This window comes from Algoriphagus confluentis (assembly GCF_036245625.1).
GTDB classification, from domain to species: domain Bacteria; phylum Bacteroidota; class Bacteroidia; order Cytophagales; family Cyclobacteriaceae; genus Algoriphagus; species Algoriphagus confluentis.
In genome coordinates, this window is sequence record NZ_BTPD01000001.1 from 164,443 (window position 1) to 178,574 (window position 14,132).

The following is a 14,132-nucleotide window of genomic DNA, read 5'->3' on the forward strand; positions in this document are numbered from 1 at the left end:
TCTTTGTTCCATTCAAAAATCAAAATTTTATGTCACTAGAAGCAGGCCAAATGGCCCCAGATTTCGAAGCAAAAATTGAAACAGGCGAAACCATCAAGCTTTCCGATTACCGAGGCAAGAAAGTGGTCCTTTACTTTTATCCAAAAGATGCCACTCCGGGCTGCACTGCTCAAGCGTGTAACCTCAGGGACAACTACGATGCCCTACTGAAAGCAGGCTATGTAGTCTTGGGAATCAGTTCGGATGATGAAAAATCCCACAAGAAATTTATAGAAAAGCAAAACCTCCCCTTCCCTTTGATCGCGGATACAGATCTGAAGGTGCACGAGGCTTATGGTACTTGGGTGGAAAAATCCATGTACGGACGTAAGTATATGGGCACCGCCAGAACTACCTTCGTGATTGATGAGCAGGGAAAAATTGCTGAGGTGATCGCCAAAGTCGACACCAAAAACCACACTGCTCAAATCCTAAAATAAACCCCCAGTTAATGGAAAAACAATCAATTGAACAACTCCAAAAAATCTGTACTCAGCTGCGCAGGGACGTACTGAGAATGGTACATGCCGTTCAGTCAGGACACCCCGGTGCACCGCTTGGATGCGCCGAGTTCTTTGTAGCTCTCTACTTTGATCAGCTTCACCACAATCCTGATTTCCAAATGAACGGAAAGGGTGAAGATCTTTTCTTCCTTTCCAACGGTCACCTTTCTGCAGGATGGTATTCCGTTCTCGCAAGAAGCGGGTATTTCCCGGTTGAGGAACTGAAAACTTTCAGAAAGATCAATTCTCGACTTCAGGGTCACCCTGCTACCCACGAGCATCTCCCCGGTATCCGGGTAGCCTCAGGCTCCTTGGGACAGGGACTTTCCGTAGCCCTGGGTGCAGCTCAGGCCAAAAAACTCAACGGAGACGACAAGCTCGTGTACATTCTGATGGGTGACGGCGAACTTCAGGAAGGCCAAGTATGGGAAGCCGCGATGTATGCGGCACACTATGGAGTGGACAATTTGATTGCCACGGTAGATTACAACGGTCAGCAAATTGACGGTCCGACCACCAAAGTCATGGACCTGAAAAATCTGAAAGCCAAATGGGAAGCATTTGGTTGGGAAGTCAATGAAATCAAGGAGGGAAATGATATGAAAGCGGTTTTGGAAGGCTTGGAAAAGGCAAAGTCCCTGACTGGAAAAGGAAAGCCGGTGATGAATCTGCTTTATACCGAAATGGGCTATGGTGTGGACTTCATGGTGGGCACGCACAAATGGCACGGTTCCCCTCCAAACGACGAGCAATTGGCCAAGGCCTTGGGTCAATTGGAAGAAACCCTCGGTGATTATTGATTTCCTATCCCAAAAGACAAGAAGATGAGCTTAGACTTAAAATTTACCTATACAGAAAAAAAAGATACCCGTTCCGGTTTTGGTGACGGTTTCCTCGAAGCAGGAAGAAAAAACCCCAATGTGGTCGGCCTTTGTGCGGACTTGATCGGTTCCCTGAAAATGGGCGATTTCCAGAAGGAATTTCCGGATCGCTTTTTCCAGACTGGAATTGCCGAAGCGAATATGATTGGCTTGGCAGCGGGGATGACCTTGGGAGGAAAAATTCCTTTCGCAGGCACTTTCGCCAACTTTGCCACTGGTCGGGTATATGATCAAATCCGCCAATCCATAGCCTATTCCGACAAAAACGTGAAAATCTGTGCTTCTCACGCAGGTTTGACGCTTGGAGAAGACGGGGCGACTCATCAGATTTTGGAGGATTTGGGCATGATGAAAATGCTCCCGCATATGACCGTAATCAACCCTTGCGACTACAACCAAACCAAGGCCGCGACCTTAGCAATTGCGGAACATGAAGGTCCGGTGTATTTGAGATTTGGACGACCAAGCTGGCCTATCTTCACGCCTGCAGATCAGAAGTTTGAGATCGGGAAAGCCTGGAAAATGATCGACGGAAAAGATGTGACCATCTTCGCAACCGGACACTTGGTATGGGAAGCAGTGGTAGCAGAAGCCATGCTTCGCGAAGAAGGAATCCATGCCGAGGTCATCAACATTCACACGATCAAACCTTTGGATGAAGAAGCGATCTTGGAATCGGTGAAAAAGACCGGTTGCGCGGTATCAGCCGAAGAGCATCAGATCAACGGTGGCTTGGGAGACAGCATTGCTCAAACTTTGGCTCGTCACAACCCCGCTCCTTTGGAGTATGTGGGTGTAAATGACAGCTTTGGCGAGTCCGGCACTCCAACTCAATTGCTTGAAAAGTATGGCCTGAATGCCGAAAATATCGTGAAGGCCGTTAAAAGAGCTTTGGCGAGGAAGTAACCTATGAGTGCGCCGCGGCGTACTCGAAGGTTTTTCTTTTTCACCGCAAAGAGCGCAGAGAAACGCAAAGGCCTTCTTGCAAAATAAATGATGTCCTGCTTCTCCTGAAGCAGGATTTTCTTTTTTATAACCAATTCCTAATTTTGGAAAAGCTGGTGGATATTCCAGAGCATATTGACCCCCTAATTCCGGAATAATTTTGGAAGGAGAAAGTGTCTTCAGGCGGATGTTGACCTCCCAAAGCGGGATTTCCGTTAGGATTCCGGAGCATGTTGCCCCCCCCTAGGCGTAGTATCTTCTCAGCACCTCTGAAGTTCAGTTTGGTGCTGGGTGAAGTTTGCAAATTCACCCTTATATTTTTACCATCCCGATAGTTCGGGATGCAATTGGCTCATTTTGGTACCTTCCTTTTTCTAAAGCAAATTACAAATTTGGTTTGATAGAAAGATTGGATCGAGCGTCAGAAAAAGCTTTTGTAAAGCTTTTTAGCGAGAGGCCGGTTTTCAGGGCAGGCAATCTACACCTAGACCTAATCATATTCTTTCTACTCCCAGAGGAGGCCAAAAAGTCTGTGGTTTTTTCTTTTTACCCCTTTTTTCTTTGTAAATTTTAATGACACTGAAATATTATAGAAATGCCAAACTACGAACCCACTCTCGTCGAAATTCTCGAAAAACTCCGAAAAGAAGGCTACACCGAAGATTTCAATATCCGATTTGACAGTTTGATCTGCGGTGATATCTGCCTGCTCCCGTCTCAATTTGAAGTAGATGAGACCTTTCGATTCGAAGGAAACACGAATCCCTCCGATGAAGCAATATTATATGCCATATCATCTCTGGATGGAAAAATCAAGGGAGTTGTCGTCAATTCCTATGGAGTCTATTCCGATGATATGACAGACGATTTGATGGAAAAATTTAAGTAGGTTTTTCTATTTTCGGGCATGGAACAACCGCTTTTTCTCACCGATAACCTCTTCTTAAAACGCATTCAAACGGAAGACCAACCCCTGCTTTTTACGCTCATGGATGAGGTATACAAGACCCCCTATCGATACGTTTGGGAAGATGGAGGAGATTGGTATGTCAACCTGATTTACAATCGGCATACCTTGAGAAAAGAACTTTCCCGGGAGAGAACCCACTATTTCTTTGTGGAATGGAAAGAAAGAAAAGTCGGCATTTTGAAATACGATTATCCTTTTTCTCCCAGAGAAGTGGACATTCCCAATGCGATGAAGCTTCATCGGCTTTACCTTCATCCCGATGCTTATGGGCAAGGGATTGCACAAGAATTGATGAATTACTGCGAAAGGGAAGCCAAAGAAAAGAGTTTGGCGGCCATTTGGCTGGAATGCATGGATTGTCAGCCCCAAGCCAAACGCTTTTATGAAAAAATGGGCTTTGAGAAGGTCTTGGCCTATACGCTTGATTTTGAGCGGATTTTTCCGGAATACCGGGAGATTTTAATTATGAAGAAAGACCTATCCTAAAGCCAAGGGATTTCCTGCATTTTTTTATCTTGAGCTAAAGTAATTTAAACTAAGTCTTATGAATCGGATTTTTCAAATGTGGGCCTTTTTCTTTGTTGCCCTTATTTCGGCTTCCTGCCAAAAAGCTAGCACTACCCAAAGCAGCTACCTTTCTTCCAGTCTGAATCCCTTGGCTAGTCTGCCTACAAATAGCCAAAATGAATCGAAGGAACAGGTAGGAGTTTATTTTATGCCGTCTTGGAATACATCCCCTGACCCCAATGTGGATCGGGACAGCTTTTGGTCCTGCCTTCAGGATCCAAAAAACTGCGCTAGCCTTCAGAATACAGGAATTTGGGGACCCAAAGGAAGAGTTTACAATGCGAGATACCCCTACGAAGGACCCTATCTGGATCGCAAACCGATCAAAGAACTGAAAGGATTCTACAAACGAACCGATCCTGAAGTGGCACGAAAGCAACTTCAGTACATGAAGGAATATGGAATCGACTTCTTCGCTTACGATTGGTTTTTTGGAAGGCACTATTACTACCACCTGTACTTTGGTCCCCAATCCAAAATCTACTACCCTCAAGGCTGGAAGATCGACACCAATCGGGACGGAAGAGTGGCGGTGCCCGGTTTGGTAGAATGGGGCGACCAATTGGAAGTCCTTTTGGCAGAAAATGCCAAGCTTCCCAAAGAGCAGCAGATGAAGTTTGCAATCAACTGGTGTGACGACAGTCATGAGCGGTGGATGCTGTGGCTGAAAGTAGGCGCTCCGGATGAATTGGCCCGAAAAGCGAATTACGAGGGCGAAAAGCCGGATAAAGAATTGTATCTGAAAGTCCACGAAAAAATCACCCAACTCTGGATCGATCAGTATTTCAGTCGGGGAGATTACCTCAGAGATGAAGATGGCAGACCCATAGTCTATTTCTACTTCCCTCAGGATGCCGAGTCGAGAGCTGCTTTTTATGGCTTGGGTCTAAAAGATCTCTTGGACCTTTCCCAAGCTGTAGCCAAAAAAGCCAAGCTTCCGGGAATTAAATTCATCGCGGTGACCGCAGGCCCTATGCTGGAGCGAGAGCGAAGCTATGGACTTCCTACCCTTTGGAAAGCCAAAAACCCCATACGCCCTTGGGAAGGTGGAGAATACCAAAAAAAGATGTTGCTCCAAGAATATGTTCCAAGACTAAAATCCATGGGCTTTGAAGGAATGACTGCCTATGTATATCACAACTTTTTGGAAAAAGACAACCGCTCCTACTCCGATATGCGGGAGACCTACCGGGGACATTGGAAGATGTGGAGTGAGAAATTTGCAGCTGATCCTGATTTTGAATATCAGGTTCCGGTAGCCATGGGTTGGGATATGCGGCCCGCGGGAGGTACTTGGCCTCAGCAAAGCGGATTCCCTTCCGAGCCCTACAAGGATAAGGTGCACAGTGATAAATCCAGCTTCACGGCCAAATTGAAAGAAGCCCAGCAAGTTTCCAGAAAATACCGCCCTACCAATGGAAACACGGTCATGATTTGCTGTTGGAACGAGTATCTAGAAGGCAATTACATTGAACCCACCGAAGGGCACGGATTTGATTATTTGGAAGCCATCCGGGAGGTTTTTGAAAAGTGATTATTTAATATTGGATTATTCGCAATGATACCAGTAGATCAAAATAGCCTCGACACTTCGACAAGCTCAGTGACCGGGCTCGGCCTCCGGGTTTGGAGGTAATTATGGAAGGGGAGAAAAAAGGGGATGCGCCCCTTTTTTCTCCCCTCTCCAACCTAGAAAACAAACGGTCACCGAGCGATGCCAAGGTGAAACCATATAAAATTCGGTAACTGGCAGGATTGCGGAAAATCTGAATTTAAAACTTGCTTTATTGAAAAATTACTCCAAAAATCTCCCCTTATTCCTTCCCTTTTCTGTTCAATTTTCTTCCAAGTCTTCTTTATTCCGGGGATTTTAACTAAATCAGACTGGCCAAGCTGCCCAAAATCCATGAGAAATCAACTGCTACTTCTATTTGCCCTGCTTTGCCTGCCACTCACCAGTATGGGACAGCAGGAAAAAACAGCAGTGGAAAGCGAAACCTTACGCTATCTCCGGGCCATGGAAACCAAGGACTGGAACACGCTGATCAATATGGTCAATCCCAAGTATTTTCTACAGGTCCCCAAGGAGCTCCTTCTGCAGGTTTACAGGCAGATGGACAATCAGCAAGGCCTTCAGATCACCTTTATTGAGCCGAGGATTACGAGTATCAAAAAGGAATTGATCCATGCAGATACCAGCTACATCCCTATAGACTATTCCCTGATTATGCAGATTCGTCCTGCACCTGAACTATTTGATTCAGAAAGGGAAATCCGCGAATTATTCCAGGGTTTTCAGCAGAATTACCAAGGTCAGGAAGTGGCTTTTGACCGGGATTCAGGGCTTTTTTACATTGATTTGAAAAATACCCTCATAGCTTCCAGTTCCGGAGATCAGGTTTTCTTTTTGGAATATCATGCCAAGGATCCTTTTTTGGAGAAAGTTCTCCCCTTACAGGTCCTTGATCGCCTGAAATTGGGTTGGAATTAATCCCTGAAGAACACTGGGACAAGCTGTGCGAATAGTAAGAAATTAAAAATTTTCATTCCTAATGCAGGCTCTAGTACAGCATGTGGTGGTTTTAAGGGCTTTCTCTTTCAGCTTTTCAGAAATGGGAGAACAAAATTCATTTTTTCTTTATAGGAAAATCAAGACTAAGACCATCGTATGGCATTATTCATTTCCATCCATCTTAAAAGGAATATTTATACTTCCTTTGGTTTCTGCTTAAGACATCCAAAAACAGATAAAACATAGGTCCTCGGCTCACATCAACTTGGGTATTGTTTGATCTGGTATTGAATTGGTAGATATACCCTAATTCTACCCGAGTCCAATCCCAAAATCTATATCCAAGTCCGACAAAATTCCGGTTTTGGGAGAGATAATTTGTTCCATAGTCTCTTCCAAACTCCACATGAACTTCATGGTAATTGGAAATATACAAAGTATTGTTTTTGTAAAAGTAATCCGTGTTCAAAGGAGTTCTAAGTCTGATTCGATATCTAAATCTAAAATTGTGTTGGACTCCCTCCGGATTGTCTATTCCCCTCCACCTTGACTCGAACCTCAGACGATGGGTGAAATTAAACCTTCCATAATTGGCATAATTATTTATTTGCAAAGTGGTCCTCAACTCTCTTTCAAAAGGCCGATCCAAATCTGACTCCAAGGGGAATCTAGGGGCAGAATTGAAAATACCTATTGGGTTCAGGCTGACTCGGGTCAGTTTGGTAAATTGGTAGGCTATCCAAGGTCTGACACTGTAACGCAAAGGATTTGACCAAAAATCATTTTCTCCAAGTTCACTTTGTCTTCTGTAGACCACATCAAGTTCCCAAGCCCACTTGGTAGAATCATTGAAAAAATCAGCTAGATACCATTTGGTATAGAGAATTCGATTATCCAAATTTTCAGCTTCCTGAGCTGATGAAATGAATGGCAACACTATCAAGGTAAAAATCAATAAACACTTTCTCATAGCTCCAATAATCTTTCAATTCTGTTGGCCACCCGTTCTCTTCTCAAAGCCTTATTCAATTGTTGTACATTTTGTGAGTCCTGATTTTTTACCAAAAATTCAATTCGTTCATTGAGCCGCACAATCTTGTCTAGCTCGGCTTCAATCTGCTCACAGCTCTTTGCATTAAGCAATTGGTTGGCATACTGCCTTAGCAGGATAGTGGAAGCATGTTCCACACCTTCTAAAATCGGCGTTTCCAATTTTCTGAAATCGAATGGATTGTCACGATAAACAGTAAATAGGCTGTCACTCCAATATTTTTGCATGGTACTCACCTTGTCGAGATAAAATTTATTGGAATCAAGAAATGAGTAATAGCAAATAAGGGAACTTCCTAAAGTGATCATTTCTTCCTGCGGAAGCGAGTTATTGATATACTTATTGTTCATCTCTGTCAAAAACCGCTCATTCAGACTATGGTATACCCTGTAGGAGAAAGAAGTTTTTGACAAATCCTCTTCGGTCAACTGTAAATTTTGGGGATATTTATTTTTAAGGTTCAATTCCAGGGAAGAAATTACCCGGTCCAAACTATCAATTTTCTCTTGATTTTCGTAAATGGTAAGAGATTGGGAAAGTTTTTGGATAGTAGCAGTTGTTTTTTCGTCCAAAGCCCCAATATAATTTCCAATTTGAAAGATCAAGCTATCTGAATTTACGATCCTCCGGTCAATGCGGAAGGGTAATGCGAGCGTATCTTCGCCGAAATTATAGTGAATGGTATCGATCTCACTTAAGCCAGGAATCCCATCCGAATAATATTTATCTATTGACCGATTGTCGAAATAACCCGAGTTAATTTTATCCAATACTTGCTGAATGGTATCGGTTTTACTCTTTATATGAATCAACACCTGATACTGCTGGAATAAGGTGTCTGAATTATTTTTTCTTAATACAATATTTGGTTTGTTAATGTTCTCAACAATCTTTTCACTGAGCATCTTATTTTCCTTCGAATATTTAAGGGCGAGTGAATCTTCTACAGATTTAGAAGGAAAATGAAACCTATTGGTGAACTTCAATATACTTCTTTTCTGATTTTCTTTAGAATTGTTGTTATGAATAGAATCGAATAGGTACAAGTATTTTTCAAGGACATCATTGCCGGGAAGTTGCTCTGTCACTCTTTTGTCTGTCTGCTGATATCCTATATTAAATTTTAATCCAAAAAAATCATCAGAAATTTCGAAATCCAAATTTTCTTCATTTCTTTCAAGTTGGGAAAGCATTTGTTTTACATCATCATAAAGGATAGTCAGGAGCAGTTCATCAGTAGCTGGATTTCTTTTTTCAAGCTCCAATAAGAATCCATTTTGATATTTCCTTGTCTCCAAAACAGGAAGACCATCCACGCTATAAATCAGGTATAAGGTATTGTTTAAATAACCCCTATTATCCGTTTCACCTTTGATCTCGACTCCATCAAATACTATCTCAAAACCACCAACTAGGGTGTCGTTTACATATTCGATTTCTGCCAGAATACTTGGATTTTCAAACCGTCCATTGGAAATATTTCTTTGAGAAAAGGTTGAACTTCCATTAAAATTTCCATCAGAGTAACTGATTTTAAACTCCTCCTCGATTCCATTCAGCTTATGTTGCAGGGCGGCGTTCAACGTACGCTTTACACTTAAATCATCCAGTATATAGGTATTGTACTTATAATTCCAGACTCCGTTTTTTTCATTCTTTAAGTAAGTACCGTTGATTAACAAATCCTTCAAAACAACAATATCCTTATCAACTAGGGGAATTAATTCGGAAGTGAACAAGTAATTTCCATCTCTGAATTGAACATTATCATTCTCGACAAGAGTTATTTTTTCACTGCCTGAATAAATTCCAAACGAAGTGGTTTCATCTAGCTTTGTTTGAGCTTGGACAGTGAAAAAGACAAAAATTGACACGACACTTAGACAATATTTTTTTATTTTCATTCTGATCATTTTTTCATACTTCTGAATAAGAAATACCCTACTTCAAAATTAAATGAGCTAATCATCCCTTGATCTTTATTATCAAACTTTACAAATCCTGAGTAGGAACGAAGTCTGAATAAAACTCTCTTATACTCTGCACTCAATCCAAAATGCCACCCAAAATCTCCTGAATGAAAATCACTGCTTTCATAAATAAATGCATCGGGATTTTGATTCAACACAGCATCGTAATCACCATTGATTTTTGAATTGAGCCGGAAAGCAATCACTGCCCCGAAAAAAATCCGAAAATCAAGATCTCTCATAATCGGCAATTCAATGGCAGCAGTAATCGGGAGGTCCAGGTAAAAGTTACTTACATCGATTCCAGGTTGATTTTTCAAATACGAAAAATTCCTTTGACTGAAATTAAACCCCGAGCTTAAGAACACTTTCCCTTTCAGGGGAAAGTATTGCTCCAGGCCAAATGAAAAGCCTGGCCGATAAGATAAATCCCTAAAACTGTTACTATAATAAATTCCCGAGGAATTAACTCCTCCGATCAGGTAGGTGTCATCGAGTATAAATGACAAGCTGGATTTGTTCAGGGAAGAAAAAGTCAAACTGTCGGATCCATTTTCCTGAGCATGCAAAGTATTTATTGCCAAAAAAAACACCGCCAAAATCAATATTTTCCTTGATCCCCTTGAATCCAAACAGGCAAAACCATCGTCCATGGATTTCTTACATGGAGATGCAAGGCTCAAAATTCTCATAGTAATAGCAATTTTTTTGTTTGGTGGAAGTGATCTTTTGTGCTGGGAAGTGCATGCTTCATTCGATTCAGCCTCTTTTCGAATGGATTGGGGGATTGGATATCCGTTGGCTGATGAGAAAGCAGATCTGAATCAATTGTATTTGAATGCAAAATAAGTTGGTCAGGTGCAGATTCAAAAGTCTCTGAAATGGCCAAAGAATTCTGCAGGAAGGATACTGAATCTTTTCCGGTAGTTAAACTACCAAGAACAGGCTTTCCGAAAAAAAACAAGTGAAGGTTTTCAATAGTCTGGAGTTCTTTCTTGGGTGGAAAAGTGGATTTGGCAAAGCGCCAAGGCAACCCATGGGGAAGATCTACCAATTCTGCATTTTTATCAAGTGAAGAAAATTGATCAATTTGACTCATAAGGGATTGAATCAGGTGCTATCCTAGGTTAGGACCGCCTGGGTGGTTCAATTATTTGGGTGAAGCTGCTGAAAGAAAGTTGGCAATAGAAATACCATTTAACTTAATGCTATCATTTGAATTTGCCCTTAGGCAGAAAGTCCAAACCAAGTGCTGAGGAAAACTCTTTAGATCAATCCATATCCGAAGATCAGAAGAATTAGCATTACCCGATGGACAAACCGAATCAACGTTCGAAACAACACGTTGGGTAAGGTATTGATTTTCAGGTATTTTGAAAAAGGACTCCTCCTGTGCCTTGTATTTGCACGTATATTTCAGACGTAGAGAGTCCGTAAAGAGTTCATTTTGAAGGCTAAAAAACCATTTTTGATCGAGCCTTGTGGGAAAAAAATTATGGAAGTAATACCCTCGGTTTGGAAGTGGAAGATGCACAAGTTGGTGAGCGGATACCTCCCCTACATCCTGCAAAAAATCTGAATATTGGTGCTTTTCTGGTTTGGAGTGGGAATCTTCATTCCCTTTGATCCACCTACTTTCCTGTTGCAATGACCCAAAGGATGTAAAAAATAGAAATAGCAGAGAAATTAGTTTTAATTTCATCCCACCCCTTTTTCTAAAACCTTGCCAAATCTACTCTTTGAATGATTTCAAATCCTAAAGTCCACAGTATAATCATCGGAGGATTGCAAAAAAACAAGGGATGAAATAGGAATAGCTAGATCATACCCAAAAATAGATATACTAAGTACAGGCTTTGAAGAATATTTATATTAGCCATATTTTTGGAAAAACGGATTTAAAACCTGACAAGATGAAGTAAAAAAGGCGCAATTCAACAAACTGCGCCTTTTTGACCGGATAGAAAATCCTCACCGATCGATTGATAAACCAACTTTTACCATTATTTCTTTACTTTCATCCATCTCCTGATCAATTCGGTCAAAACCAATGAACCTGCAATCAGAATAAAGGCTAATTTCATTCAAGCTTGATTTGATTAATATTTCGGTAATATTAAATTGAACTTAGCATAACATTCCAAGAAAGTATGTTAAGTTTTTGGCAAAACTTAAAAACTTAACATTAAATCTTTAGGATTTTTTACCTAATCGCCCCATTTGATTGGAATTGGTCTACGGAATTTGGATTTTTATTACAAATTAACTTTTAAGCATATGATCGATCAATTATTGAAAATGGCTGACGGACCCTTGCAGGACCTGCTTTCTCAGTCAGGAATGAACAGCACCCCCGGTGCTTCAAGAGCCATTGAGGACACCTTAGGCTCTCTTTTGAAAAACAAAACTCAATCAGGTGATGTCTCTGCCATCAAAGAGATGTTTTCGGGAAATGATACGGATCCCCAGAGTCCTGTGATTCAAAATCTTGCAGGTGATTTGTCCTCTGGACTGATGGACAAACTTGGTATCAGTAGTGACCAGGCCATAAATCTGGCCAAAACCGCCTTACCTATGCTGATGAACTTCTTCAACCAAAGAGTAAATGACGCGCCTCAAGCTAACGAGGACATCATGAACTCGGTGGTCAAAGCCCTTCAAGGCGGACCGGGGACTGGAGGAGCAGACATTCTGGGTTCTCTACTCGGAGGAGGAAAAGACCGAGGTATGGACCTTGGAGGACTGATGAATATGGGTAAAGGGTTATTTAAATAATGGATTGTCCGAAATCCTGCCGGTTTGGATCTTTCCTTCTGTAGATGGGACCCAAGATCGAAGCGACTTTAGCTCTAAAGTTTATTTGCAATTTCCCATTGTTTTAAACCGCCAAGTTACAAATCGGCCAACCTTGTTAATGAACAGCAAGCTGATTTCCCCATCTCTCTGCGACTAATCTGAGCCGAATCTCCTAAGCAGAGAATGAGCGTATTCCTCGCTTTGGGTTTCGGCTTTCATTTGACGTTTGAACCAATTCTTTTGAAAATGATGGCAACACCGCCTATATTCCGAATCCAACCTTGACCTTATGTCCTATTTAGACCAAATCACCTCTCCTACTCTTCTTATTGACGAAAAAATCACTCGAACCAACATCAAACGAATGGCTGACAAGGCAGCTGCTCAGGGAAAGAAACTGGTGCCCCATTGGAAAACAGCCCAATCCAATCAAATAGGAAATTGGGCAAAAGACTACGGGATCAGAGAAGTCACCGCCTCTTCCATCAAGCTTGCCGAATATCTCTGCGGTCAAGGTTGGGATACCATCCATATAGCCTTTCCATTCAATATCCGGGAAATCAAAAAACTGGATACTTTGGCTGTCAATCAATCACTTTCAGTCCAGATTGTCAGTCCGGTAACTGCTCAAAAACTAGCAGATCAACTTACCCAACCTGTGGGTTTTTTTATTGAAATCGACGCTGGATATGGAAGAACGGGAGTTCATGTATCAGACTTTGGCACTATTGAGGAAATCTTGAGAATAGCCAAATCCACCGATAAGTTGAAGTTTCGGGGATTTTATCTCCACCCGGGCCATACCTACTATACTCCTGACAAGAAAAAGATTTACCAACAGAGTATAGACGCGCTGATTATGCTCAAAACCAAATACAGCAGCGAATTTCCGGACTTGGTCACCCGACTGGGAGATACTCCGGGTTGTGCAGTCATGGAGGAATTTGGAGATGTGGATGAACTTGGGCCGGGGAATTTTGTCTTTTTTGACCTCATGCAAGCGGAACTGGGTAGCTGCTCCAAGGAAGATATCGCTGTGTGTTTAGCTGTGCCTGTGGTGGATATTAATCGGGAAAGAGGGGAAATATTGGTTCATGGAGGTGGAGTGCATCTCGCCAAAGATGTCTTATTGGATTCTTCAGGCAATAAAAATTTTGGAGAAGTGGTCTCACTTCTTGAAAAGGGATGGTCCCTTCTGCCTGAACGGTCTTACCTGAAAAGTATTTCCCAAGAACACGGGATCGTTAAGGCATCTTCTACCCTCTTGAATCAGGTTCAGATTGGGGATTTGATAGGAATTTTACCTATCCACTCCTGCATGACTGCCGATTGCATGGGAGGCTATCTGAGCTTGGATGGCAAATGGATTGACCATGCGGAAGGCTGCCAATAATTCTTTTATTTTGGCTAATATGAACATTGACATCATTACTTCTGGATTGTAATCCTTATTTTAGAATCTCTTTAAAAGTTTTAACTATGAAAAATTTAAAAACTCTCTCCCTCTTACTTTTCCTTTTCGGAGTAGTAATCTCAGCTCAAGCTCAGGTTCCAAAAATCCCCAATGTAGGTGGAGCTGACCTCTCCAAGCAGGTTCTTGGCATCTTAGATAATACCTCAGGTCTTAATCTGACCGGTGACCAAACCACCAAGCTCAAAGCCAACAACAAGTCCTTTGTGGACCAATTGTTCAAAATCACCGGTGGATCCGGATCGGATGATCAGAAAAAAGCGAGTATTCTAGACTTGAAAAATAAGCGCATGGGATTCCTTACCAATCTTTTGGGAAGTGGCTTGGCAGATAAATACTTGGGCAGCGTCCTCAAAGGGATCAACCCACTCAAATCCAAACTTGGGCTGGCGGCCTTAGCCTTCTAGCCCTAACCAAATCAAAAACT

13 protein-coding genes are annotated in these 14,132 nt (G+C 42.0%); 10 read left to right on the top strand and 3 right to left on the bottom strand.

What is annotated here, in order from left to right; translation table 11 throughout:
* Window positions 1-29 precede the first annotated feature (29 nt).
* The 7 genes from bcp (at window position 30) to AAA943_RS00800 (ending at window position 6,396) form a co-directional block, all read left to right on the top strand.
* Window positions 30-479, top strand: coding sequence for a thioredoxin-dependent thiol peroxidase (gene bcp, locus AAA943_RS00770; protein WP_338218465.1), 450 nt, complete (start codon window positions 30-32; stop codon window positions 477-479).
* An 11-nt stretch (window positions 480-490) separates the two neighbouring features.
* Window positions 491-1,342: a transketolase gene (locus tag AAA943_RS00775; RefSeq protein WP_338222332.1), complete on the top strand. Its 852-nt coding sequence runs from the start codon at window positions 491-493 to the stop codon at window positions 1,340-1,342.
* A 24-nt stretch (window positions 1,343-1,366) separates the two neighbouring features.
* Window positions 1,367-2,329 carry a transketolase family protein gene (locus AAA943_RS00780; protein ID WP_338222333.1) on the top strand — a complete coding sequence of 321 codons (963 nt, stop codon included), beginning with the start codon at window positions 1,367-1,369 and terminating at the stop codon, window positions 2,327-2,329.
* Between the two features lie 634 nt (window positions 2,330-2,963).
* Window positions 2,964-3,257 carry a phosphoribosylpyrophosphate synthetase gene (locus AAA943_RS00785; RefSeq protein ID WP_338222334.1) on the top strand — a complete coding sequence of 98 codons (294 nt, stop codon included), beginning with the start codon at window positions 2,964-2,966 and terminating at the stop codon, window positions 3,255-3,257.
* Between the two features lie 18 nt (window positions 3,258-3,275).
* The gene (locus AAA943_RS00790; RefSeq protein WP_338222335.1) at window positions 3,276-3,824 is read left to right on the top strand and encodes a GNAT family N-acetyltransferase; all 549 of its coding nucleotides are present in this window, start codon (window positions 3,276-3,278) and stop codon (window positions 3,822-3,824) included.
* Window positions 3,825-3,882: 58 nt separating this feature from the next.
* Entirely contained in the window at window positions 3,883-5,439 is a 1,557-nt protein-coding gene (locus tag AAA943_RS00795) for a glycoside hydrolase family 99-like domain-containing protein (protein ID WP_338222336.1), read from the top strand.
* 372 nt (window positions 5,440-5,811) lie between these two features.
* Window positions 5,812-6,396 (top strand): hypothetical protein, encoded by a 585-nt coding sequence (locus AAA943_RS00800; protein WP_338222337.1) that lies wholly within the window; start codon window positions 5,812-5,814, stop codon window positions 6,394-6,396.
* A gap of 202 nt (window positions 6,397-6,598) precedes the next feature.
* Here AAA943_RS00800 and AAA943_RS00805 read toward each other — a convergent pair whose 3' ends face one another.
* Genes AAA943_RS00805 through AAA943_RS00815 form a run of 3 tightly spaced genes read right to left on the bottom strand, consistent with a single transcriptional unit; the run spans window position 6,599 to window position 10,130 of the window.
* Window positions 6,599-7,387: a DUF2490 domain-containing protein gene (locus tag AAA943_RS00805; RefSeq protein ID WP_338222338.1), complete on the bottom strand. Its 789-nt coding sequence runs from the start codon at window positions 7,385-7,387 to the stop codon at window positions 6,599-6,601.
* Complete coding sequence (locus AAA943_RS00810; protein WP_338222339.1) at window positions 7,384-9,372, bottom strand: hypothetical protein; 1,989 nt, start codon at window positions 9,370-9,372, stop codon at window positions 7,384-7,386. The genes AAA943_RS00805 and AAA943_RS00810 overlap by 4 nt, the downstream gene beginning before the upstream one ends.
* Window positions 9,373-9,377: 5 nt before the next feature.
* Window positions 9,378-10,130, bottom strand: coding sequence for an outer membrane beta-barrel protein (locus AAA943_RS00815; RefSeq protein WP_338222340.1), 753 nt, complete (start codon window positions 10,128-10,130; stop codon window positions 9,378-9,380).
* Between the two features lie 1,585 nt (window positions 10,131-11,715).
* Here AAA943_RS00815 and AAA943_RS00820 point away from each other — a divergent pair.
* The 3 genes from AAA943_RS00820 (at window position 11,716) to AAA943_RS00830 (ending at window position 14,112) form a co-directional block, all read left to right on the top strand.
* Window positions 11,716-12,213 carry a hypothetical protein gene (locus tag AAA943_RS00820; RefSeq protein ID WP_338222341.1) on the top strand — a complete coding sequence of 166 codons (498 nt, stop codon included), beginning with the start codon at window positions 11,716-11,718 and terminating at the stop codon, window positions 12,211-12,213.
* 310 nt (window positions 12,214-12,523) lie between these two features.
* Complete coding sequence (locus AAA943_RS00825; RefSeq protein WP_338222342.1) at window positions 12,524-13,627, top strand: alanine racemase; 1,104 nt, start codon at window positions 12,524-12,526, stop codon at window positions 13,625-13,627.
* Window positions 13,628-13,713: 86 nt separating this feature from the next.
* Complete coding sequence (locus tag AAA943_RS00830; RefSeq protein ID WP_338222343.1) at window positions 13,714-14,112, top strand: hypothetical protein; 399 nt, start codon at window positions 13,714-13,716, stop codon at window positions 14,110-14,112.
* Window positions 14,113-14,132: the final 20 nt, after the last annotated feature.

Excerpts from the sequence above, each read along its gene's own strand:
- bcp (WP_338218465.1), top strand. The coding sequence starts at position 30 with ATGTCACTAGAAGCAGGCCAAATGGCCCCAGATTTCGAAGCAAAAATT.
- AAA943_RS00775 (WP_338222332.1), top strand. The coding sequence starts at position 491 with ATGGAAAAACAATCAATTGAACAACTCCAAAAAATCTGTACTCAGCTG.
- AAA943_RS00780 (WP_338222333.1), top strand. The coding sequence starts at position 1,367 with ATGAGCTTAGACTTAAAATTTACCTATACAGAAAAAAAAGATACCCGT.
- AAA943_RS00785 (WP_338222334.1), top strand. The coding sequence starts at position 2,964 with ATGCCAAACTACGAACCCACTCTCGTCGAAATTCTCGAAAAACTCCGA.
- AAA943_RS00790 (WP_338222335.1), top strand. The coding sequence starts at position 3,276 with ATGGAACAACCGCTTTTTCTCACCGATAACCTCTTCTTAAAACGCATT.
- AAA943_RS00795 (WP_338222336.1), top strand. The coding sequence starts at position 3,883 with ATGAATCGGATTTTTCAAATGTGGGCCTTTTTCTTTGTTGCCCTTATT.
- AAA943_RS00800 (WP_338222337.1), top strand. The coding sequence starts at position 5,812 with ATGAGAAATCAACTGCTACTTCTATTTGCCCTGCTTTGCCTGCCACTC.
- AAA943_RS00805 (WP_338222338.1), bottom strand. The coding sequence starts at position 7,387 with ATGAGAAAGTGTTTATTGATTTTTACCTTGATAGTGTTGCCATTCATT.
- AAA943_RS00810 (WP_338222339.1), bottom strand. The coding sequence starts at position 9,372 with ATGAAAATAAAAAAATATTGTCTAAGTGTCGTGTCAATTTTTGTCTTT.
- AAA943_RS00815 (WP_338222340.1), bottom strand. The coding sequence starts at position 10,130 with ATGAGAATTTTGAGCCTTGCATCTCCATGTAAGAAATCCATGGACGAT.
- AAA943_RS00820 (WP_338222341.1), top strand. The coding sequence starts at position 11,716 with ATGATCGATCAATTATTGAAAATGGCTGACGGACCCTTGCAGGACCTG.
- AAA943_RS00825 (WP_338222342.1), top strand. The coding sequence starts at position 12,524 with ATGTCCTATTTAGACCAAATCACCTCTCCTACTCTTCTTATTGACGAA.
- AAA943_RS00830 (WP_338222343.1), top strand. The coding sequence starts at position 13,714 with ATGAAAAATTTAAAAACTCTCTCCCTCTTACTTTTCCTTTTCGGAGTA.